Consider the following 20,392-nt stretch of genomic DNA (forward strand, 5'->3'; position numbering starts at 1 on the left):
ACGCGTAAATCATTGGAATAAGCGTGCATCGAAAATCCTCCTTTTGGGATTCTACGCCCGGCACGCACATTTGGTCAAAAAAAACAAAGATGCTAGCAAAGGATTTCCGCCAGTTGTTAGCTAGCTAAAAAGCGCTCTAGATGAACTGAAATAGGGTTGAGAAGATTGCTTACGTGTTTTTTCATATCGATAATATCATCATCAGTGAGCCTTTTGTTGCTAATGGATATGAGGTCAATCCTGCGATATTCTTCATTGAAAAATATGCGAGCGATAATTCCCGCATAGCATTCGCGCAACCCATTTGTATTATTATTTATTGAGTACATCGAATATCCTTGCTGGCTCAAATGTGACAATGCATTTCTATGGTTGCTATATACGCTAATCGCACAGGAGATAGGAAGTAAAATAATTGCGCAAATTGCAAATGCAATTAAGGCGTGCCACAAACTAAAACGCATCTGAAGTTTCATGTTAAGTGGTGATAGAAAAAGGCAAGCAATTCAGGCAATTCTCTAATCTATCCAGTTAAGAATGGGTTACGCCATCCAAAGGGGGGCAGGTGATTGTGTCATTAAAGGAACAGTTTTTGTAGGTTGGGGCCAGCCGCCATAAATATAATGACGGGTCAAATAACGAGGCCGGCGCAGTCCCAACAACTATGGCTCTATATATTCGACTACCAATGAACAACGGGTGGGACGGCGCAGGCAACCAAATCTTGACGTTTGCAAAACGTATTGTCTGCTGGTCCCACCCTTCAATTTTGCCTTTCCTCCTAGTTCACATCCCCGCCCCCCAGCTTTTCCTCGACCTGGTCCGCTTGCCAGGCGATCGCGCTCAGGGTTTGGCTGATGGCCAGGGGATTCAATAATTCCTCCAGCAAATTCGCCTGGATGGCCAGGGCCTCGCCGGTCCCCTGCGGCACCACGGCAAACGCCCCATAGACCATCTTGGTGTTAAACCGCAAGAGCGTCAGGGCGTTCTTTTCGCTCACTGGCCCACAGATCGAAAGAAAGCTCACCAGTTTATTTCCCGCTTCGTCCTGACGGTCAAAGCGGACCGCCACTTTTTGCTTGCGCAAGGTGCCAATGGGGACGGTGATTAACAGTTGGTCCGGCTCGTCGGCGATTTGATAATTGGCCGCGGTCGCCACTTGCCGGATCATTTCCACGGGATTGATGGTGGCCGGGGCTAGCGCCCCAAAATCCAGCGGCCCGGCCGTGGTCCGGGTCTCCTGCAGATTTCCCGGCCCGCTGACGGCCCCCGGAAAGACCGGCGTCCCCCCCGGCATACCGGGACTCGGTCCCCCCGCTGGAAAATTTCCCCCGCCAGGCGCGCCGCCGGGGCCTACTTGGCCGCCACCCGCCTGCCCACCGCCGGCTTGCATCGCTCCGTGGATCATTCCCGGCAGCATCATCCCAAAGCCCGCTCCCAGGCCCATGCCCATCGGCCCGTTGGCCCCGCCCCCTTGTTCGGCCATTTTACTCATGCTGTTGGCCGCCTGGTATTTCATGTAGGCGTTGAGGTCCCCGACCACGCCCATGCTGCTGCGGGTGTCGATGGCTTTTTGAACTTCGTCGGGGGGGGTGATGGCGTTAATGAACAGATCGACTAGTTCTAGGCCGAATTTGCTGAATTCCTCGGCCACTTTGGCCCGCGCGCCGGCGGCGATTTCGTCATAGCGGGCGGCCATGTCCAATAGATTCAGATTCAGCGTCCCCATCATGTCGGTCAGCCGCGACACGATAATATCTTTTTGATAGCTGGTGACTTCCTCGGTCGTGTACTTACCCTGGGTGCCGACCAGCGTATTGAGCAACAGGGCGGAATCGACCACGCGGAACGAATACTTGCCAAACGAACGTAGCCGGACCACGCCAAAGTCCCGGTCGCGAAAGATGATCGGCTGCCGCGTCCCCCATTTTTGGTCAATGAACGTCTGCTTGCCCACGTAATACACGCAGGCCTGAAAGGGGGATTTTTCCCACGGGATTGTCAGGATACGGGTGATCACGGGAATATTGGCCGTAGTCAGCGTGTAGCGGCCGGGGCCAAAGGTGTCCATGGCCTTGCCATCGCGAAAGAAGACCGCCTCCTGCGTGGCCGCCACAATAAGCTGCGCGCCGTATTTGATGTCTGCGGTCCCTTCCGGCGGGATGCGCTGCACGACGCTGGTGTTGGCTTCATCATGAAACTGAATGACTTCTAAACGCAAACCCATGAGTGAACTCCGCGATTAATTTTGGTTATCGTAATTTTACAAAAGTTAACGAAGGGAACGAAGTTGGGATTCGGTCGTCTTCGTTTCCACATGTTTCCAATGCATTTTTAACAGGAGGTAGCGGAGGAAGCAGAGTTGTGATTCCGGCTTTACCTGTCTTCCTCCGTTCCCTCCGTTTCCGCCTGTTCAAAAAAATATCTGTTGGCTGCAAAACTTTACAAAAGTTAACGAAGGGAACAAAGCTGGGACTCCGCCATGAACAATCTGCTTAATGCCCCTGCTTGAGCAACTGGTCGCGCAATTGCCATTTTTGCTCCAGCATATCAAGTTCCGCCAGCAGACGCATCGCCGCGGCGGTAAAATCGGCCGCGCCACCGCTCAGCTTTTTGACGTTGGCCGAAAGGAGTTCCACCTCGTCCAGCAGATTCAAGTCCGCCTCGTAAATTTTGTCCAACTCTTTTTCAGAGATCTGCACATAGTCAAAAAAACCGCTGTAACCCTGCATCGCCCCGCGAATTTGGCCGATCAGCTTATCAATCCGGCCCCGCACGCGGTCGTACTGCGGCAGTGTGTCAATTTGACCGGCGTCCACCAACCCGCGGGTCACATCGTCAATCCCGCGTTTGCTGTTTTGCAGCAGGGTCACGAGTTGCTCGCGGGCCAGGGCGTCGCTTTCGCGACGGTATTCTTTTTCCAGGTATCCCTTGAAACCGGGAATCACCCGCAAAAACGATTCGATGTAACCACGATTTTGACTATGGTCGCGCGGTTCGGGCATGTCAGGCTACTCCCCAGGGCAAAGTTTAACGCACCCCGCCTGGCGGGGCGTCAGTCGGTAATTTAGCAGAAAGTCGGCCAAGTCCGCAAAAAGATTTTCCTCCCCCGCCGTACCTTCCGCAACTATTTCGTGCGCGGGGAGAAATTCTTGGTGAAATTAGCTGGGCAAGAATTGGATGCGGCGCTGACGCGTCCGTGGGGTATCCCTTGTTAAAGCAGCAGGCTGGAAAATTACGGAATTCGAGCAAATTCCGCTACATCCGTGGGGCAATTCCCTGGCTAACGCGGCGGGCTAAATACCCTTACTCAAAAAACTCCGCGTGTTCCCAGGTCTGGCCGCGACGATCTTTCTCGGCCACGATGGGTTCGCTCACAGGCCAGGGGATCCCCACGGTAGCATCATTCCACAAGAGTGTCCGCTCATGTTCGGGACTGTACAAATCCGTGCATTTATAAACGACTTCCGCTTCCAGCGAAGACGTACAAAAACCGTGGGCGAATCCCGCCGGCAAATACATCATGCGGCGGTTTTCGGCGCTTAAGAGAGTGCCAAACCATTTGCCAAAGGTTGCGGAAGAGCGCCGCAAATCGACAGCCACGTCAAACACCTCTCCCCGGATGGCCCGGATCAGTTTTCCCTGGGGGCGGGAAACTTGATAATGCAGGCCCCGTAGGACATGCTGGACGGAGATGGAATGGTTATCCTGGACAAACTGAGCGCCGATCCCCGCCTGGCTAAATTTTTCAGTGTGGTACGTTTCCCAAAATTCGCCCCGATTATCTCGAAAGACGCGCGGTTCAACCAAAACAATGCCCGTCTGTCCCAAGCGCGCAAAACTGGCCCCACCCACCACATCGATCGTGGCGGCCAAATCCGCGACATTATTCCACAGGCCGATCTGATCGACGGGCACCAAAAACTCCTCGGTTAAATCCCCCGCTATCCGCAAAGGGGGTGATAAAGCCTCGTGCGGCGTCCCCCCCGGGACCATTCCAGCCCTTTCACGGAAGGTGGCTGATGCAAAAGATTTGGTCCGCGCAAAGATTTCTTGCCAAGCTAAGCTTGCCACTGCCAGTTGCATGGGGGTTGCCATCAATGAGGTCGCGACGGCCTAACGCCAGGGGAACGCACGGCCCGACGTTAGGAGGACTTTTGCTAGCATCCCGAGGGCCTACTTGGTCTGCAAGAGCTGCAAAAGGTACTGCCCGTACTCATTTTTCATCGACCGGCCCAGCCGTTCCAATTGCTCATCAGTGATAAATTTTTGGTGCCAGGCGACCTCTTCCAGGCAAGCAATCTTCAACCCTTGCCGCGACTCTATCGTTTGCACAAAGTTTGACGCCTGGATCAGCGATTCGTGCGTGCCGGTGTCCAACCAAGCGAACCCCCGCGAAAACTGCACCACCGCGCACTGCCCGCGGGCAATGTACTCTCGATTGACATCGGTGATTTCCAATTCTCCCCGGGGGGACGGGCGCATGTTGGCAGCGATGTCCAACACCTGATTGTCATAAAAGTACAGGCCCGTCACGGCCAAGTTGGACCGGGGCTGGGTGGGCTTTTCCATCAGGGAGGCCACCCGTCCATCCGGGGCCAACTCGACCACGCCGTACCGCTCGGGATCTTTGACCGGATAGGCAAAGATGGTCGCGCCCGCTTCCCGCGCGGCGGCTTGCTTGAGCAGTGGTTGAAAACCCTGACCATAAAATATGTTGTCTCCCAGAACCATCGCCACATGGTCCCGCCCCACGAATTCCCGTCCAATGATAAACGCCTGGGCCAGGCCCTCTGGCTTGGGTTGGACGGCGTATTGAATTTCTATACCCAAGGAGTGACCATCCCCCAATAACCGCTGAAACCCGCCGATATCCTCGGGCGTGCTAATCACCAAGATTTGTCGAATCCCCGCCAGCAGCAGCGTTGACAGCGGATAATAGATCATCGGCTTGTCATACACGGGGAGTAACTGTTTGCTAACCGCGCGGGTGACGGGATGCAGCCGAGTTCCCGCCCCGCCCGCCAGGACAATCCCTTTTTGAAAATAGTGCATCGGCAACCCCGTAGAATATGTGTGTTCAAATGAAGTTTTGAACTGTTAATTTAGACGATTTAGCAAAGAGGGGGCAACAGGAGATTAGAATTGCCACCAGTTTGGCCTTTTTCGAACAGGAGGGAGCGGAGAAATACAGAAAATGCCGGATTCACAAACTTTTCTTCCTCTACTACCTCCTGTAAAAAATGCATTTAAAACAAGAAGAAACGAAGAAAACGAAGGGGAAGAAAAGTTCGAATACTTCCCTTCGTTACCTTTTATAAAAACTTTGGAGCCAACAGACTTTTGTTTTGAACAGGAGGGAGCAGAGAGATCGGAGAAATACAGAAAATGCCGGAATCACAAACTCTGCTTCCTCTGCTACCTCCTGTAAAAAATGCATTTAAAACAAGTAGAAACGAAGAACAGCTAAATACTTCCTTCGTTAACTTTTGTAAATCGCTGAAAGGAGCGATTTTGCCTCAGATCGTCTTAACCCGCCGAGCGCAGCTTTTCCTCGACCCGGCGGATGGCTTCCTCAATATTCCAGGTTTGTTGGCCAAAGGAAATGGCCTCTTGTTGATTGACCCAACCACCCACCGCTTTTTGTGCCGAGATAACCGTGCTATGGCTGCGACGACCAAAATAACTGCCAATTTCCGTCAGGGCCACGCGTGTGTGTTTGCGCGCTAGCCACATCGCCAGCATGCGGGTCGTATTGAGTGACTTTACCCGCCGTTCCGTCTGCAAACTCTCGGCCGGTAGGCCCAATACTTCGCATACCGCCCGTTCGATGTCTTGCAGTTTGACACCCCGCGTCTGGCGATGCAGCAATTCCGCCAAGGAATCATCCGCCTGGGCGACCGTAATCGGCTGGCCCGTCATGCGGCTAACCGCCCGCAGGCGATGCACGGCCCCGGCCAATTCCCGCGCGTGGGAGCTAAACTGCGTGGCAACAAAGTCGATCACCTCGGCATCGAGTTCCACGCCCAATTTTAGGGAAAATTGCCGTAAAATGCCTATGCGAGTGGCATGGTCGGGGGGATCCAGCCGGGCGACCAATCCCCCGCTCAGACGCGTCCCCAGTTCGCGGCCTAGTTCTTGCATTTCTTGAATGGGGCGATCGGCGGTGAGGACAATTTGTCGCTGATCGACCAAAAGAGCGTCCACGGTGTGCAACAGTTCTGTCAGAGTGGCTCGTTTACCAAATAAAAATTGCACATCGTCCAGCAGGAGCAAATCGACACCGCGGATTTTACGGCGAAACATAGGGAGCCCGCCCCCATGCAATGCCTCTAAAAATTGCGTGGTGAATTGCTCGGCGGTCAGGTAGACGGCGTTGCGGGGGCGGGGAGCCTCGCGATTGGAAGTTAAAATGGCTTCGAGCAGATGGGTTTTGCCCGTCCCGGTCCCCCCATAAATAAGGAGGGGGTTGGTTTCTCCGGGAGAATCCAACACCTGCAGCGCGGCGGCATGCGCCAGTCGATTACCCGATCCCGATACAAATTGATCCATGCGCGCGTATTGCCTGGGACGTCCCGTGGTGGCGGGGGGGGTTGTGGTGGTTAATCGTCCCTGAACTGACGTTCGTCCCTGGTTCGCCGGTGTTTGTCCTGGCCGTGGATCACGCGTCGGCGCTGCCCCCCCCTCTGGTGGGGATGCCAGCCGCGTCCGAGGGGCATCTACGACCCCGGGCAACTCGCTTGTATGATCAACAATCCGCCCATCTGTTCCCGCGCACCCAGTGCTTGCCAAACAGTCCGCCTGGGCTACGTCACCCGCTCTAGCAAATTGGACAATCGGAGCTAATTCTGCATTTTGGGAATGATAGGTTCCGTTGCTGGTGCTGGTGATATTTTGCGTATGGGTTGGGCTAATGTCTCCCTTTTGTAAACTTGGTTCGATTCGAAATTCCAACGTGACCTGGCGGCGCAGAACCTGCGCGCAAACCGCTTCTAAATCACGGCGAAACTGGTTACGCAGCCAATCTTGATAAAACCGGTTGGGGGCTTCCACCAGGACGCTGGCAGCGCGCACCGTCAACCGTGTCTGCGGCCCAAACCACAATTCAAATCTTTCTCGACCGACCCGTTCAGCCAATGCGGCTAGCACGGCTGATACGATTTCCATATCGTCCATGATCACATCCTGCCTAGGAATAAAATTCGCGCAATAAGACAACGCAACCTTGTGTTGCCACAAGGTTGTTGAACAAATTGCGTTATTCCGCCAGCCAGCGGGCTGGCGAGTTTGTTGCTTTCCGGAGACGATCTTGGTCAACGGAACGCGTGCTTGATTGTGTCACCCGACGATCCGATTGTAAGCTAGCTAGCATGTCTGTCAAACCTCTGCTCCCTCTCCCGATTTTGAGTTCTCCAACAATCCACAAACATCCGCCACATTTTCCCGAAAGGATGTTTCCCGAATGGAAAAAATTGCCAGGAAGTTTTTTTCCCCAGGAAAGGACAGAACGTGGAAAAGTTGTTTGGTTCATGTAAAGAACTGAAGTCTCGAACTTGCAAAAAATGCGCAAACCTTTGTATAAAATGGACTTGTGTCAATTCACTAAATATCGCTTCCATTTGAATTGTGTTAAGGCCACCATTTTTTCGTCATGTTTCCTTGGTGTACTTGTTTCATCCGGTGGCGCGTTGCACCCCCGTGGCGACCCTTTCACACCTATTCTGCTGGCAAACCACAACCCCACAAATCCAAACGCAAGGCTTCCACAAACCCCAGTTCCTGATAAACACCTAAGGCCGGGGTGTTGGCCACGTCTACCGTCGCCACAAGAGCTTTTGCCCGAAGGCATTTGCCTCGCCAAATAGCCCAAGCTACCAGTTTCTTTCCGTACCGCTGGCCCCGCGCTTCGGGAATTACTCCCCAATACAAAAGCTCCAGCAGCCCCCCCGCCGGAAGTGCGTCTTTGCAATGGGTTGCGTTTTCTCCTTCTGGATGCACCGCTAAAAGCACACACCCAATTAACGATAAAGCTTGGCCCGGCTGGTCGCCTGGTCCCATAGCTGGGCCCATAGTTCGACTAGTCCCCCGCGCCCACCACCATTCCGCGGTGCCGCTGTGCCCCACGGCGGCATAGCCGGACAATGCTTGACCAGGGTTGCGCCATTGATCAAGACGGGGGCAGTCCTGGCTTTGCTCATAGGTCCGCAGGAGCAGCAATTCCAATGCCTCCCGATCGCCAGCCGGAGCATAAGGGGTGAATTCAGTCGGATCAATTTCAGGTAACACATCCTCCCCTGATAACTCGCGAATTTGATAGGACAACGCGGTAAAGTGGCTCAAACGGTTGGCAAATATCGCTTGGTAGGTACCCCGCTGGGCTGGCCCCGTCAAACATTGACACCACGTTGCACCCGCCGCTGCCGCTCCAGCCAGCGCCTGGGCCAGTAAATCCCGAATTTTTTTCAAGGAAAGGTTGGGATCCGCCAGGGGCGGGCGTAGCTGACAAATTTGGCCTGGTAAATTTTCCGCCCAGCAGAGCGCGCTTAGCGTGCCATTTTCCCATAAACCCCATAAACCTGCTAATAATTGGGGACGAGCGGTCGCGTTTTGAATCGCGTTTAACCAACCGCTCAGTTCAAATTCGCTCGCGGCAACGCTGGAAATCCAGCCAGCCACAAGCGGTAATTCCAGAACCGTTACCGGACGGAGGGGGGACGAAGTCACAGGGGGGATCAAGAAAAATCGCGAGGCGTTATATTACCGAGATGCAGCGCAGTTTAGCGGGCATTGAGATTAAATTCCACTTGATAGCGTAAATGCGGGCTGCTGGCCCGAATAACGGGGGCGGGGGTGATTTTTAATTCACTGAGCGCCCGGCCGTTCCAGCGGATTTGATAAAGGTGCACGCCAGGTTCGGTGGAGGTCACGGCTTCCAGGCCAAACCGTTGGGACAGGTACGTGACCAGCTTAGTGGGATCGCCCGTGGTCCCGCGAAACGCCACTCGCTGGCACAGATGTTCCTGGTCAAAATAGTAAGTCAACGCGCCAGCCAAGTCTTCCTCTCCCGCGCCCGTGACCAAAGGGACGCGATAACCGCGCATGCTGTCATGGGCGACCGACGTATTCACCCGGTTCCAGCGCTGCATAATCCAGGGCTCGGTCACTTCAAAGCGCAGCGCTTCATCCCAACCGACCAGGCAAATATCCGCCGGCTTGACCGCGGGCTCGATATCGGCCAACTCCTCCGCCGTTGACTTGGCCGTGGCGGGTTCTTCGGCTTTTTTGCTAGAATAACTGCTGCCGTATTGATTGCCTCCCCCCCCATCGCCGTCACTATGGGAGGAACTTCCCCAAGAATTGCTTTTGCCCGTGGTATTGTTATTTGTTGATCCGCCATAATTCGTACTTTTATTTGTCGAAGAAGAATACGAATTGCTGGATGAGCCTGTGTAATTTCCATTGCTGGAATTATAGTTATTTCCGCCGTAGCCATTACTAGCGGAGCTAGTTCCCGTACTGGAATTGGCATCGCTGTTATTGCCACTGGTACCAAAGCTGTTCCAACCGCTCGAAGTGCCCCCCGAGTTATTATTGGTTCCGCTACTATAAGAATTGGTCCCGCTGCTTTGCCCCGTGTAGGAGTTACCGGAATTGGAACTTCCTCCGTAGCTGTTGCCGGAATAAGTATTGCCAGAATTGCTTGACGATCCATAGGAATTGGCACCGCTGGTGGAACTTCCGCTACCCGTACCGCCGCGGGAATTGACGGACGAAGATCCAGCGGTCTTGCCCGACGCACTGGAGGCATCATTCCCCGTGGCAAAGGGAGAATTAAAAACCGGGCTATCGATGCCGCCGTAACTATTATCGCTGCCATAGCCCGCAAATTGCGTGGAAACCGGGCCGACGGCTCCCTGGGGTGATGTTTGTCCCCAACCTACGATCAAGGACGGGTTGGGGGGTTGGGCGCTTGCCGGAGGGGTCACGGCAACCGGATTTGCGGCAACGGGGGACGCGGCGCCTCCTTCTAGCACCCAGCGGGTGATGGTTTTCCACTCGCTGGCAGAGTAGGGGACCCCAACCGCGGCGGTCAATAATCCCAGATAGAACAAATGCTGCTTCAACATGATCCACCACTCCCACCCGTGCGTTGGCGTCGGTGGCCCGCTTCCACTGCGGGAAACCCGAACGAATACCGCCGACGCTGCGTGAAACTGGATAACTGGAAAAAATCTTTCCCCAGGTTCCATCCACGGGGGGAGCGCGTCCGGGGGTGGATCATCGGCCTATCAAGCTGGCCGCGGGCAATGCCCATCGTCCGCTCCACCTGCCAGAACCGTCGCCGCTCTCCCGTTCTTTTCGACTTTATTGTTGGCGGGATTGATAAATCTTTATCCCCAGGTCACAACCGGCCCTTGTCATTGGAATCCATTTTGGGGGAAGAGCATAAATGGCGATTGCGCAAGCTTTATCGCGCCAAGAAAAGCACAGGCGGGTTATTTCCGTTGTTCCCGTTCGGCCGTACGCAGCACATCCTCCACCAAAATCCGCGGAGCGCCGATGTCTAACACGTGCACCACCCCCAGGTATGCATGGGCGGCATCCGCCGCAAAGCCCAGTTTTTCGGCCACAAAGGTGCAGGTATGCGTGGCCCGCACGGTCGGAATGGCGGGATGACCGGTGTCGCAGTCCAGTCCGCTAGGCAGGTCGACGGCCACCACCGGGCGTGCGGCCCGATTGAGGTATTCGATCGCCTTGTCATAAGGAGCACGCAAATTTCCTTGAAAACCCGTTCCCAGCAGGGCATCCACAATCCAACCAGCCCGACGCAGTTTTTCCCCCATGAGGTGCCGCCACGGGGGGGCCGGATCGGAACTCGCGGGACAGATCACCATCGGAATCTGGGCGGCAACGGCAACCTGGTAATTCACCAGCGCGTCACCGGATAATTCCGCCGGATCGGCAAACAGCAGCACTTCCACGCTGATACGCCGCAAATCCAGATGCCGGGCAATAACCAGCCCATCGCCCCCGTTATTCCCCTTGCCACAACAGACCACGATCGGCCCATCGATGCCAAACTGGCAAATTTTATCGACCACGCCGCGGCCAGCGTTTTCCATCAGGACCAATCCGGGCAGGCCATATTCCGCCATTGCCCGCGCATCCAAGGCGCGGCTATTTTCCCGACTGAGGCGGACCTTCATGGATTACTACTCCGTCCAATAGTCCAGTACCAACACTTTTTCGCGGCGGTCCTTCACCACCCGCACATAAGCCTGGTGGGCCGGATGTTCGAGATATTGATCGCGACCCGCTTCATCGGCAAAACTGACGACAAAGACATGGGTAAAGCCGTCGGATTTGCCTTCTTGGCTGACGTTGGTCCCCATTTCAAACTGGCGAATCGTATCGATTTTGGAGGGGAGGGCGGCAAAGGTGTCCACCACTTCTTGAACTTGGGTGGCGGAAACCTCGGGCTTGAATTTGTACATGACGATATGCCGAAGCAGTTTTTGCTTTTCAGCGGGAGCGGCCAGCGCCGCCGTAATAGCAACAACCCCCGTGGCCGCCAAAATAAACGTCAACCCGCCAAGAATTTTTAACATCGTGAAACTCCCTGGATGCGTGTTACAGAAGGAATGCCACAAATTGCCCAACTTATCATTTATCATGGCTGATTGTGAGTAGCTTGTAAATTCTGTTTGTGAACAGGAGAAATCAGAGGAAGCGGAGGATTACGGGGAAAATTGTTCTAAATCACTTTCCTCTCCTTCCGCTAGATCCTGTTCAAAATTGTCTTTGGCAGGTTTTTAAGAGAAACCGCTTGCAATTCCGGCAAATTTTGGGAAATTAAGAATTCCGCTTAACAAAGTTTTTTGTTCGGGGCAGGTTCACCATATTTTATTCTGAAGTGAGGAGCGATCATGGCGATGGAAAATGAAGCGGGAGCACCCGAAGCGGGCGCGGCCCAGCGGCAGCAGATTCAAGTCAATGATTCCAAGGTAGTGGCCAGTTATGCCAATTTTTGCCGCGTGACGGGAACTCCCGAGGAACTCATCGTCGATTTCGCGCTCAATCCCCAGCCGATGGGCATCCCGGCCGAGCCGATCAATATTTCCAACCGGATCGTGCTCAACTTTTTTACCGCCAAGCGTTTGCTAGTGGCCCTGAGCATGTCGGTCCAGCGGCACGAACAGGCCTTTGGCGTATTAGAGACCGACGTGCAAAAACGCGTGGTTCCGACCGCCTATCGCCAACCAGGGCAGCAGTCCTAAGCATGCGCAGACGTCTTTAAGAAATTAGCAAACCCGCGTGGGCCTGTTCCGCGCGGGTTTTTTATTTCCTACGATTCCAAAGCCGTTCTGCTCTCCACCAGTTCCACGCGGGTCGATACCGCGTGCAGCGCGATCAGATGGAGCATCTCCGACACGGTCGTGCAACAATCCGCCAGAATTTTACCTGGTAGTTCTCCGCCGTGGGCGAAATCGCCGTATGTGTGACGCAATTTTGCGTCATCATCCCGCAGACCAAAAGTTCCGTCACGCCCAACTCTAACAGCGTTGATTGCAACTTTGTTTGATAAAAACTGTCAGCGTATTCCTTGATAATGACTGGCGCGTCCGGAGCAGCGGCCAAAATTTGGGGATGAATTTCGGCACCGACTGTCCCCCGCTCAAAAAACGGCGCCGGGCCCGCCGCCGGATTGGCAAGGTGCTGAATATGCACCAGCGGTATGCCTGACTCCCGCGCTAGGGCCATCGCGACGAGGATTCGCTCGGTGACGGGGCCGGTATTCCACAAAGGGAATTTTCCACCGGGATAGTAATCGTTTTGCAGATCGATCAGTAGTATTCCGCGCATGAAGTCACCTAGGAAGCATGGGGCGGAGTGGCAGTAGATTTAATAACCAACGTATTAAACCCGCTCCGCGGAATTAATGAAAGCATAAAATTCAATGGCTTTACTGTCCACGCGATTAGCGAGCTTGCTACACGCGCGCCTTCTTCCACTTTCCGCCGCTAAACCGCCATACTACTAGCGCGGTCCGCACATAAATATCGATCACCATGGCGTACCACGCCCCGGACAATCCCCAACCTAAAAGCGGTAGCGATTGCGCCATCCACGGCAACGTCAGACTAGAATGAGCGAGCGCGGTCCCCAGCGGTATCCGCACCAGCAAAAAACCGACAAACGTCACCAAGAGCGGCCACCGCGTGTCCCCCGCCCCGCGCAACGCCCCCGTCAGGATCATCAGGATCACCAGCCCCGGCTGGGCGAGAGTCACAATCCGCAAGGCCCGCGCCGCCTGGGCGATTACCTCGGGCTGGTCAGATTTGACAAACATCCGCGCTAAAAACTCGTTGCCAAAAAACAAAATCGCGCAGCTCAAAATTAAAAACGCCTCCCCCACCAGACAGGCGATCCAGACGCTGCGCGTCGCGCGGGCGGGCTGCCCCGCCCCCAGGTTTTGCCCAACCATCGTCGTGGCGGCGACCTGCAGGGCCGCGACCGGCAGATAACTGAGCGACTCTAGCCGGATCGCCACGCCATGTGCCGCGGCCGAGACCTCACCCAGGTCGTTGATCACCCGCATGAACCACAGGTGGCAGCCGATCATGGCCAGTAAATCAATCCCGCCGGGAATTCCCACGGAAAATATTCGCCACGCCCGCGCGGCGTCCCAGCGAATTTCCGCCGGAATGATTTTTAGCCCGGCGGTCCCGCGGTTCATGGCCCAAAGCATGATCAGCACCCCCACGCCGTAACCGGCAACCGTGCCGATGACCAGGCCATCCCAGCCCAATTGGGGGAATGGCCCCAGACCCACGACCAGGCCAAAGCTGACCAGCATATCAATGGCATTGACGGCGACCATGGAGAGCATGGGGCTAAACGTGTCCCCGGCCGCGCGGAGCGCGCCTCCGCCGACGCTTTCGATCATCATCGCTGGAAGGGCGGGAATAAGAAACAAAAAATATCGGGCGGCCAGCTCCGCCGCGGTCCCGTGCAAACCTAATAGCTCCACCACGGGTCGGCTAAAAAAATACAGGCCCAACATGGGAACCAGACACAACAGCCCCCCCCAAAAGAGCGAGACATTGGCGATGCGGCGGGCTTCATGATATTCCCCCGCGCCGATGGACCGGGCCACAATGGCGGTGGTGCCGATGGAGACCAGGCTAAAAATGCTGATCAAAAACCACAGGCAGTAATTAACCAGATTCATCGCGGCCAGATGTTCCGGCCGGCCCAGTTGGGTACCAGCCAGCCAGGAATCGGTCATGCCGACCAGCATATCCAAAATTTGGACCGCCAGGATGGGGAGCGCCAGCCGGGCCAGCACGGGCAGAATAGGTCCCGGGGCGGTGATGGGAGACGGAGCTGGCGATAGCGACTGGTGCATGGTCCGCTCGAGGGTCACTTAAATCCGTGGACTGACTGCGGTGCGAAAAGCATGCGGGATCCCAGTAGGGTGGCTTTTTGACGATGTGACGTTGCCACCACTCCAGCTTGCGTAAGCTACCAACACAGTTTATCCCTCCTCCGCGGTTAGGAACAGGAGGCTTCCCGTTTACGGCCAGGCCCCGCTTCCGACGCTATTTGTAAATCGACGTCATTTGGGCCGCGGGGCCAATGATCTCCCCCACAACGCCATGATTACCCGTGGCAAACCCCACGGGACGCCGCAGCGGTTCTTGCGAAAAGCGCGCTTGCATTTTGGCCAAGGTGGGGGACCAATCGACTTGTCCGGTTTCCAACCATCGGATAACCGCCGATTTGCGGGCTTCCTCCATTTCCGCAAAACTCCAACCGTGGCTATCGGCCACAACTCGCTCCCAATCAAACTTCTCTAGCAAGGGAGCGGGCCAGGTTTCGCGTACGAACCGTCTGCGCAATTCCGCGGTGGGATTGTTAAAATGCAGAATCTGATCCAGCCGCCCGGGACGTTTGGCGGCGGGATCGAGCTCATCCAAATTCAGGTTGCTGGTGAATAAATAGATGACACCATGCTTGGGATGCATGCCATCCATTTCCGTCAAGAAGGTGCTTTGCCCTTCGTCACCGTAGCGCTGGCGGTCGCGCAAGGCCATGTCAAAATCGTCGAACAGGATGACTCCCGGCTCATCCAAGCTGAATAAATCGCGTATCGAGCCGTTAGAGCGTGCCGCTTGAAATTCCTCGCTCGTAACTTGATTCCAGGCCAAACCGCGGCGCAGCGCTTCGTACCGCAGCCAGCGGCACGCCATGGTTTTGCCATTTCCCGGCGAGCCAAGCAACAAAACCCCGCGCTTTTGAGTGATCCGATACTGACGCAGCAGTCGCTGGTCGCGCTTTAACACGCCAATCGTATTATCCCACAGGCTTTGCTGCTCGCCTGGAGGCATGATGGGGGGCTGTTCCCGTTTCGCGCGGCGTTGACGGCGCAGCAGGTAGCGGTACAGCCGCCGAACCTGGCCCGTGGGCACAAACCACACATCGGGAAACTCCCATTTACGTGGAGTCAGTAGCTCCACGGCGCGCAGTTCCGTTCCCGCATGCCGCAAGGTGTAAAATCTAAGCCCCCAAGATAATTGATGTCCCGGCTTACCCCCATCTAAGTACATTAACGGCGGCAAGTCAATCAAACCCAAATGTTGCGTTTCCTTTCCGTCATGGTGCAAGTACCACTCAAACTCCCAGCCGAAGCGCAGGGTAAGCACTTCCTGCGTTAGCGCGCGTTCGACCTGCGCTTTGACTTGCGTCAAGACAGCGTGAATTTCAGTAAGCTTCTTTAACATCGTCCTACCAACAAAGATGCCTGAGTGACCGGATCAATCCGGCCCGCAAGAACGTTGACACAGGGCCGACAGAGAGGTTCGGCGTGCCGTGGACAGAGGCCATGCGGAGAGTCAAATTTCCTCCGCCGCCCCGTGGGATCCTGCCCGAATCCCAATAAATTGTATTGATGGAAATTGGTGTCTCGACTATGATGCCGAAAATAACCCTAATATTAATTTACGATATTTCAACAGCAATACACCACTTGGTTCAACCACGGGATTTACATCTAAAGGAATACCTACACCCACCGCGATTTACGACCATCCACGCACAAATGCTTTTAATACGCGTATCTACGAGTTTGAATCATATGCGGTTTGTGCGGACAACGGTCACGTTTTGGGTGGCATCGGCTGGGGATTTACAGTCTTAGGTGCCCAGCAACAATTAAGCGATGTTCAAATACCGAGAAAACTACAGGAATTAACTCCAACGGCCCGAGATGCGGCCAATAGGTACAATGCCCTCAACAAACCAAAATAATTCGCTTGTGTGCTACTGTATCGCGATCATTGTTGCGCTTACAGGATTTACCTTTCTTTCGCAGCACGAGAAGTCTATAGACGCCAATGAGACCACGGCCACTACGCAACATCGAGATATTCAATGCAAGATTGAATCACTCATCAGGACAATTACTGATGACCCAGATGAATTTGGCCGTTCAACTCCTTCGGTATACGAACTTACTAAGATTGGTAAACCCGCCACAAGGCAGTTACTTCAAGTATTAGAGGAAAAGGATAACGCTGAAATACGCTGGATGGCTGTCAGGGCACTGAAAAGGATTTATGCAAAGCAATATGGGTTTATTGAAGGAGGTGTTGGCTGGAAAAGCCAGAAGCACTATATCAATTTTCGGGCATTCTGGGACTCATTGGGCAACTTACATGTAAACAGTACCTTTCGAGAGTGTCGCGCTGCGGTAAAAAAATGGTATAAGTGGCTTGATAGCCAAGGCATTGAATAACGTGCTGCATCCGCGTTTACATGGGTGCTTCCCGCTAAAAATATTTTTACTTTCCTTTGACTCCATCAACAAAACCAGTTTCCACCTGCGTCTCTGGCAGCCTCGATTACCAAAGTCTTGGCGAGCGACCGAAGGCTGGCTCCGTTGAAGGCAGAAACCCATTATTTTTCAGGAATGCGGTTATTGTGACCGTTCTCAACTGGCAATTATTTCCTAAATGGTATTCTGAACAAATTGGTCTGGCTTCAAAATACCTGTCCATCCGGAAACAGTGTGGGTCGCGGGCAAAAGCCGCGGATATGAGGGTTGATGCGTCGCGATTCGCCCGGTCAAGCGGCGGCTACGGGTTCCTCTTCTCTGTTTGTTGCGAGCGAGATGGTCGTGACTTGCAAACCGGCGAGGTGCTGATGCCGAGGCGCAAGCACAAGTCTTCCGTGGCCCGTCTTTCGCGACCTGGACAAGCGGCAGGCGAGAGACAGCGACCCACAGGTCGAGTTGATTTCCGCCAGCCCCGCAACCGAAGCAACGGAACGTGTTCTTTCGCGGATTTGCTGAGAATGAGCGGCTCTCCGGCGATGTTGATCCGTGAATCGGGCACGGCCCACGGACTTGGTCACCCGTACGCTCGACCACCTCAAACCCGACCAGGTCAAGAACCTGTTCTAGCGAAATCAGCCCCCGGACCTCACGAAACTCAATTCCTGGCATGGACCTTACTCCTCACAACAGAGAAGAGGAACCCGTACAAAGCGATATCGCTGACCGCAGATTTTACCACCCTTCAAGACCCCACCACCCATCAGGAGTAAAGCTTACCCACACTATACCCGGATGGACCAAATATCGTGCTAGCAGGCATTCGGAGTATCATAATCCGGGTCCTTATTTTTCGAGCGATCCTAACCATTCCTTCCAACCCCCTGGGCGGCACGATTGCCGCCCAGGCAATGATAAAATTACGACCACTGGCCATAAGGTGCCACTAGCTAGAAACCTCGCGGACAACACCACACCTTACGCGGGCGTCAGCTCCGCCAGCTCCCGCGCCAGCCGCTTGCGCGCGACGTGCAGCCGCCGCTTGATCGTGCCGATCGGCGCGTCAAACGCGTCGGCCATTTCCACCAGCGTCTGGCCCCGCACGTAAAACGCCTTCAGCGTGTCCCGGTCCAGCTTCCCCAGTCGCTTTAGCCCGGCCCGGACCTGGTTCCGCGTCTCGCTCCGCAGGATTTCATCCAACGGAGTTTCTTGCGTCGCGCAGTTGTGCTCGAACGACTCCACCTCGGTCGCGTACTCGGGACCGCGCCGCATGGCCCGGTTAATGGCCATCCGGTTGGCGATCGAGCGCAGCCACCCGCCCACGCACTCCGGCACCCGCAATTGATCCAGCTTTTCCAGGGCCTGGATAAAGACCTCTTGTACCAGCTCTTGCGCTTCGGCGTGGTTCCCCAGCCGGCGCAACGCCACGGCGTAGATCGCTTGCTCGTACCGCAGGCACAACTGGCCGAACGCCTCGCGCTCGCCCGCCTGCGCGGCCAAGACCAACTCCCGGACCGACCATTGCTCAACCGACTTTTCCAAAGTCATCATGATTCACACTGCTCTCTCTCTTGAGCGAAGATTTTTCCCCAGGTCCCGGCGCACCATAACGCCGGGGGTAAAAAGCGGAAAAATCGAACCGGACCGCGACGCGCCAAATCATGCGCGAAATGCGGTTGCGAACGGGGAAACAGGGTCAGACGCTGGCGGGATCACCGGTCACACACCGGCTAGGGTCGCTAGCGTAGTCGTCAGATCTGCCAGGTTGTTCCACCAGGGCGAAACGCTCGCCCGCGGAGGATTAACCCAGGACGACTCGGCCGTGGGCGTTTTTCCAGTGGCCCCGGCCGGAACGATCCGCCGATTCCGCCTGGTGCCCACCTGCCAGATAACTGGCCGGTGGCATCGGGGCGGGTACCGGCAGGCGTGCTAGCCTGAGGTCCGCTGACAAAAACGCCTCCCCAAACAATCTGGCGCAGGACATAACAGCCGCGCCAAAAATCGCCGCGCACCAAGATCCACTTTGTTCGCACAAAGCGCGTAAACAGGCGTGTTGCCGGTTGCGCTTTATACTGTGGGACTGGCGCAGGGAGCTTACATGGGCCACTACAAAACGCACATCACGCACCGTCACGACGATGGCGCGGCCGAAATTGGCAATGGCGCTGGCAATCGTGGTTGTGGTGATGGACGTCCGCATGGCTCGCTCCTGCGCTGTCGCGCGGTTGAGAGAGAAACAAAAAAATGTGGGTTAGTTCCCCGGTTTTTTTATTGGCATGTACGCCTTTTTACTGGCAAGTATGCCACGGGACAGAGGAATGAACCCTATCCCGTAAAACCGCAGGAAATCGAACTATCTTAACAGTGCCCTGAATCAACGCCGGTGTCAAGTGAACTGTAAAACAACACAAGGTCCGCCAACTATCTCCCGGGACCGGCAACCGGGCCAATTTTGGCGTGACGCCTCTTAGACGCACTATCGGAGGGGAGGTTCGCGAAAATGTATCCAGAAAGTTGGAAAAATTTGAAAATCCGCTATTTTTGCCGGATAAATCGACATTTCACCGCGAAAATTAATTATTATTGTCAGAAATCGGGGCCACTTGTGAAGGAATTCACAAAGTCAGTGGGTAGCTTCCTGGCCAAAGCCCAGATTTTCGTCGTAATTCATCATAATCACAACTGTGGCTGTTGTTTGGTTAATCAGGAGCTGACAAGCTAGCGGAAAATTTCAGCACTTTGTTTTCACCCGATCCTAGCAATTCCTTCCAGGATACACAGACAATGCCTTCCCCCCCGCAGCCGACCGTCGAGGTCCAAAAACTTTGGGCGACGACATTTTACGCTTTTCAACGACCCGACCATACGGAAACGGCGGGAGAGTTGATTAAGGACTTGTACGAACTGCGCGACGGACAAAACAAGCAAATTGACAGCCACGTCGCCCCCGCGGCAAAATCGACGGCGGGCCTGTACGAAAGCGATTTTGATTTGCTATCGCGACCGGTGGCCAGTCTGCAAAAGCTGCATGAGTTTTTAACACGCTGCCTGCAACTGGCGGTCTCGCATATTAACGGTGGTAAAGTCCCACCGGAGAAAATTCAGCCGCGCATCGTGGATAGCTGGTACCACATCACCAATGACGGCGGCTTTCACGACGCGCATTTTCATGGGGGATGCTCTTGGTGTGGAATTTACTATATCCAATTGGGCCAGTCCGGGCCGGTGGCGGGAGGAGGCGCGCCGAATGGCGGCAGCCGCTTTTATTCTCCCCTGGGAGCCGGGGGAAATTATCGCGACTACGGTAATCAATATCTCAACCAAAGCTACATGGACCCTCCCTTGCGCAACGGGATGGTGCTGTTGTTTCCGGCGTATTTGCTGCATAGCGGGCTGCCGTACCGAGGAGAGACCGACCGGGTGCTGATCGCGTTTAACGCGCAAGCGGAAGTGAAAAAGTAACGTAGGGGGGAACGCGTCCCTCCGGTTCGAGCACGTGGGGCGGAACGCGTTCCGCCGATTCAAGCACTTAGAAAGTAGGTCGGCAGGGGTTCGGCG

General features: G+C 55.0%; 19 protein-coding genes. 4 read left to right on the forward strand and 15 right to left on the reverse strand.

Annotation, left to right across the window (positions count from 1 at the left end; genetic code table 11):
- Window positions 1-116: 116 nt before the first annotated feature.
- From SFX18_13715 to SFX18_13760, 10 genes are all read right to left on the reverse strand, one after another.
- Window positions 117-476 carry a hypothetical protein gene (locus SFX18_13715; GenBank protein ID MDX1964206.1) on the reverse strand — a complete coding sequence of 120 codons (360 nt, stop codon included), beginning with the start codon at window positions 474-476 and terminating at the stop codon, window positions 117-119.
- Between the two features lie 305 nt (window positions 477-781).
- On the reverse strand, window positions 782-2,227 hold the full coding sequence (locus SFX18_13720) for an SPFH domain-containing protein (GenBank protein MDX1964207.1): 1,446 nt from the start codon (window positions 2,225-2,227) through the stop codon (window positions 782-784).
- 268 nt (window positions 2,228-2,495) lie between these two features.
- A complete protein-coding gene (locus SFX18_13725) occupies window positions 2,496-3,005 on the reverse strand; it encodes a hypothetical protein (GenBank protein ID MDX1964208.1) in 510 nt (169 codons plus the stop codon).
- A gap of 301 nt (window positions 3,006-3,306) precedes the next feature.
- Window positions 3,307-4,086 carry a dTDP-4-dehydrorhamnose 3,5-epimerase gene (rfbC, locus tag SFX18_13730; protein ID MDX1964209.1) on the reverse strand — a complete coding sequence of 260 codons (780 nt, stop codon included), beginning with the start codon at window positions 4,084-4,086 and terminating at the stop codon, window positions 3,307-3,309.
- A gap of 90 nt (window positions 4,087-4,176) precedes the next feature.
- Window positions 4,177-5,055, reverse strand: coding sequence for a glucose-1-phosphate thymidylyltransferase RfbA (gene rfbA / locus SFX18_13735; GenBank protein MDX1964210.1), 879 nt, complete (start codon window positions 5,053-5,055; stop codon window positions 4,177-4,179).
- 474 nt (window positions 5,056-5,529) lie between these two features.
- Window positions 5,530-7,176: a chromosomal replication initiator protein DnaA gene (dnaA, locus tag SFX18_13740; protein MDX1964211.1), complete on the reverse strand. Its 1,647-nt coding sequence runs from the start codon at window positions 7,174-7,176 to the stop codon at window positions 5,530-5,532.
- A gap of 540 nt (window positions 7,177-7,716) precedes the next feature.
- The gene (locus SFX18_13745; GenBank protein ID MDX1964212.1) at window positions 7,717-8,724 is read right to left on the reverse strand and encodes a GNAT family N-acetyltransferase; all 1,008 of its coding nucleotides are present in this window, start codon (window positions 8,722-8,724) and stop codon (window positions 7,717-7,719) included.
- A gap of 53 nt (window positions 8,725-8,777) precedes the next feature.
- Window positions 8,778-10,127, reverse strand: coding sequence for a DUF6690 family protein (locus SFX18_13750; GenBank protein ID MDX1964213.1), 1,350 nt, complete (start codon window positions 10,125-10,127; stop codon window positions 8,778-8,780).
- Between the two features lie 369 nt (window positions 10,128-10,496).
- The gene (locus SFX18_13755; protein ID MDX1964214.1) at window positions 10,497-11,207 is read right to left on the reverse strand and encodes an NAD(P)H-hydrate epimerase; all 711 of its coding nucleotides are present in this window, start codon (window positions 11,205-11,207) and stop codon (window positions 10,497-10,499) included.
- 6 nt (window positions 11,208-11,213) lie between these two features.
- Window positions 11,214-11,609 carry a Dabb family protein gene (locus SFX18_13760; protein ID MDX1964215.1) on the reverse strand — a complete coding sequence of 132 codons (396 nt, stop codon included), beginning with the start codon at window positions 11,607-11,609 and terminating at the stop codon, window positions 11,214-11,216.
- A 318-nt stretch (window positions 11,610-11,927) separates the two neighbouring features.
- Here SFX18_13760 and SFX18_13765 point away from each other — a divergent pair, with 318 nt between their 5' ends.
- A complete protein-coding gene (locus tag SFX18_13765; GenBank protein ID MDX1964216.1) occupies window positions 11,928-12,278 on the forward strand; it encodes a DUF3467 domain-containing protein in 351 nt (116 codons plus the stop codon).
- A 133-nt stretch (window positions 12,279-12,411) separates the two neighbouring features.
- Here SFX18_13765 and SFX18_13770 read toward each other — a convergent pair whose 3' ends face one another.
- From SFX18_13770 to SFX18_13780, 3 genes are all read right to left on the reverse strand, one after another.
- Window positions 12,412-12,864: an isochorismatase family protein gene (locus tag SFX18_13770; protein MDX1964217.1), complete on the reverse strand. Its 453-nt coding sequence runs from the start codon at window positions 12,862-12,864 to the stop codon at window positions 12,412-12,414.
- Window positions 12,865-12,991: 127 nt separating this feature from the next.
- Window positions 12,992-14,410: an MATE family efflux transporter gene (locus tag SFX18_13775; protein ID MDX1964218.1), complete on the reverse strand. Its 1,419-nt coding sequence runs from the start codon at window positions 14,408-14,410 to the stop codon at window positions 12,992-12,994.
- Between the two features lie 193 nt (window positions 14,411-14,603).
- Window positions 14,604-15,785 carry an ATP-binding protein gene (locus tag SFX18_13780; GenBank protein ID MDX1964219.1) on the reverse strand — a complete coding sequence of 394 codons (1,182 nt, stop codon included), beginning with the start codon at window positions 15,783-15,785 and terminating at the stop codon, window positions 14,604-14,606.
- An 88-nt stretch (window positions 15,786-15,873) separates the two neighbouring features.
- Here SFX18_13780 and SFX18_13785 point away from each other — a divergent pair, with 88 nt between their 5' ends.
- Together SFX18_13785 and SFX18_13790 are read left to right on the forward strand one after the other, a co-directional pair.
- Window positions 15,874-16,311: a hypothetical protein gene (locus SFX18_13785; GenBank protein MDX1964220.1), complete on the forward strand. Its 438-nt coding sequence runs from the start codon at window positions 15,874-15,876 to the stop codon at window positions 16,309-16,311.
- Complete coding sequence (locus SFX18_13790) at window positions 16,289-16,798, forward strand: HEAT repeat domain-containing protein (protein ID MDX1964221.1); 510 nt, start codon at window positions 16,289-16,291, stop codon at window positions 16,796-16,798. Before SFX18_13785 ends, SFX18_13790 begins: the two co-directional genes overlap by 23 nt.
- 1,014 nt (window positions 16,799-17,812) lie before the next feature.
- Here the strand turns inward: SFX18_13790 and SFX18_13795 are convergent.
- Window positions 17,813-18,385: a sigma-70 family RNA polymerase sigma factor gene (locus SFX18_13795; protein MDX1964222.1), complete on the reverse strand. Its 573-nt coding sequence runs from the start codon at window positions 18,383-18,385 to the stop codon at window positions 17,813-17,815.
- A gap of 250 nt (window positions 18,386-18,635) precedes the next feature.
- Window positions 18,636-19,034, reverse strand: a complete 399-nt coding sequence (locus SFX18_13800) for a hypothetical protein (protein MDX1964223.1) — start codon at window positions 19,032-19,034, stop codon at window positions 18,636-18,638.
- 584 nt (window positions 19,035-19,618) lie between these two features.
- On the opposite strand from SFX18_13800, the gene SFX18_13805 reads away from it, so the two are divergent.
- Entirely contained in the window at window positions 19,619-20,296 is a 678-nt protein-coding gene (locus tag SFX18_13805) for a putative 2OG-Fe(II) oxygenase (GenBank protein ID MDX1964224.1), read from the forward strand.
- Window positions 20,297-20,392: the final 96 nt, after the last annotated feature.

This window comes from Pirellulales bacterium, assembly GCA_033762255.1.
GTDB lineage: Bacteria > Planctomycetota > Planctomycetia > Pirellulales > JALHPA01 > JANRLT01.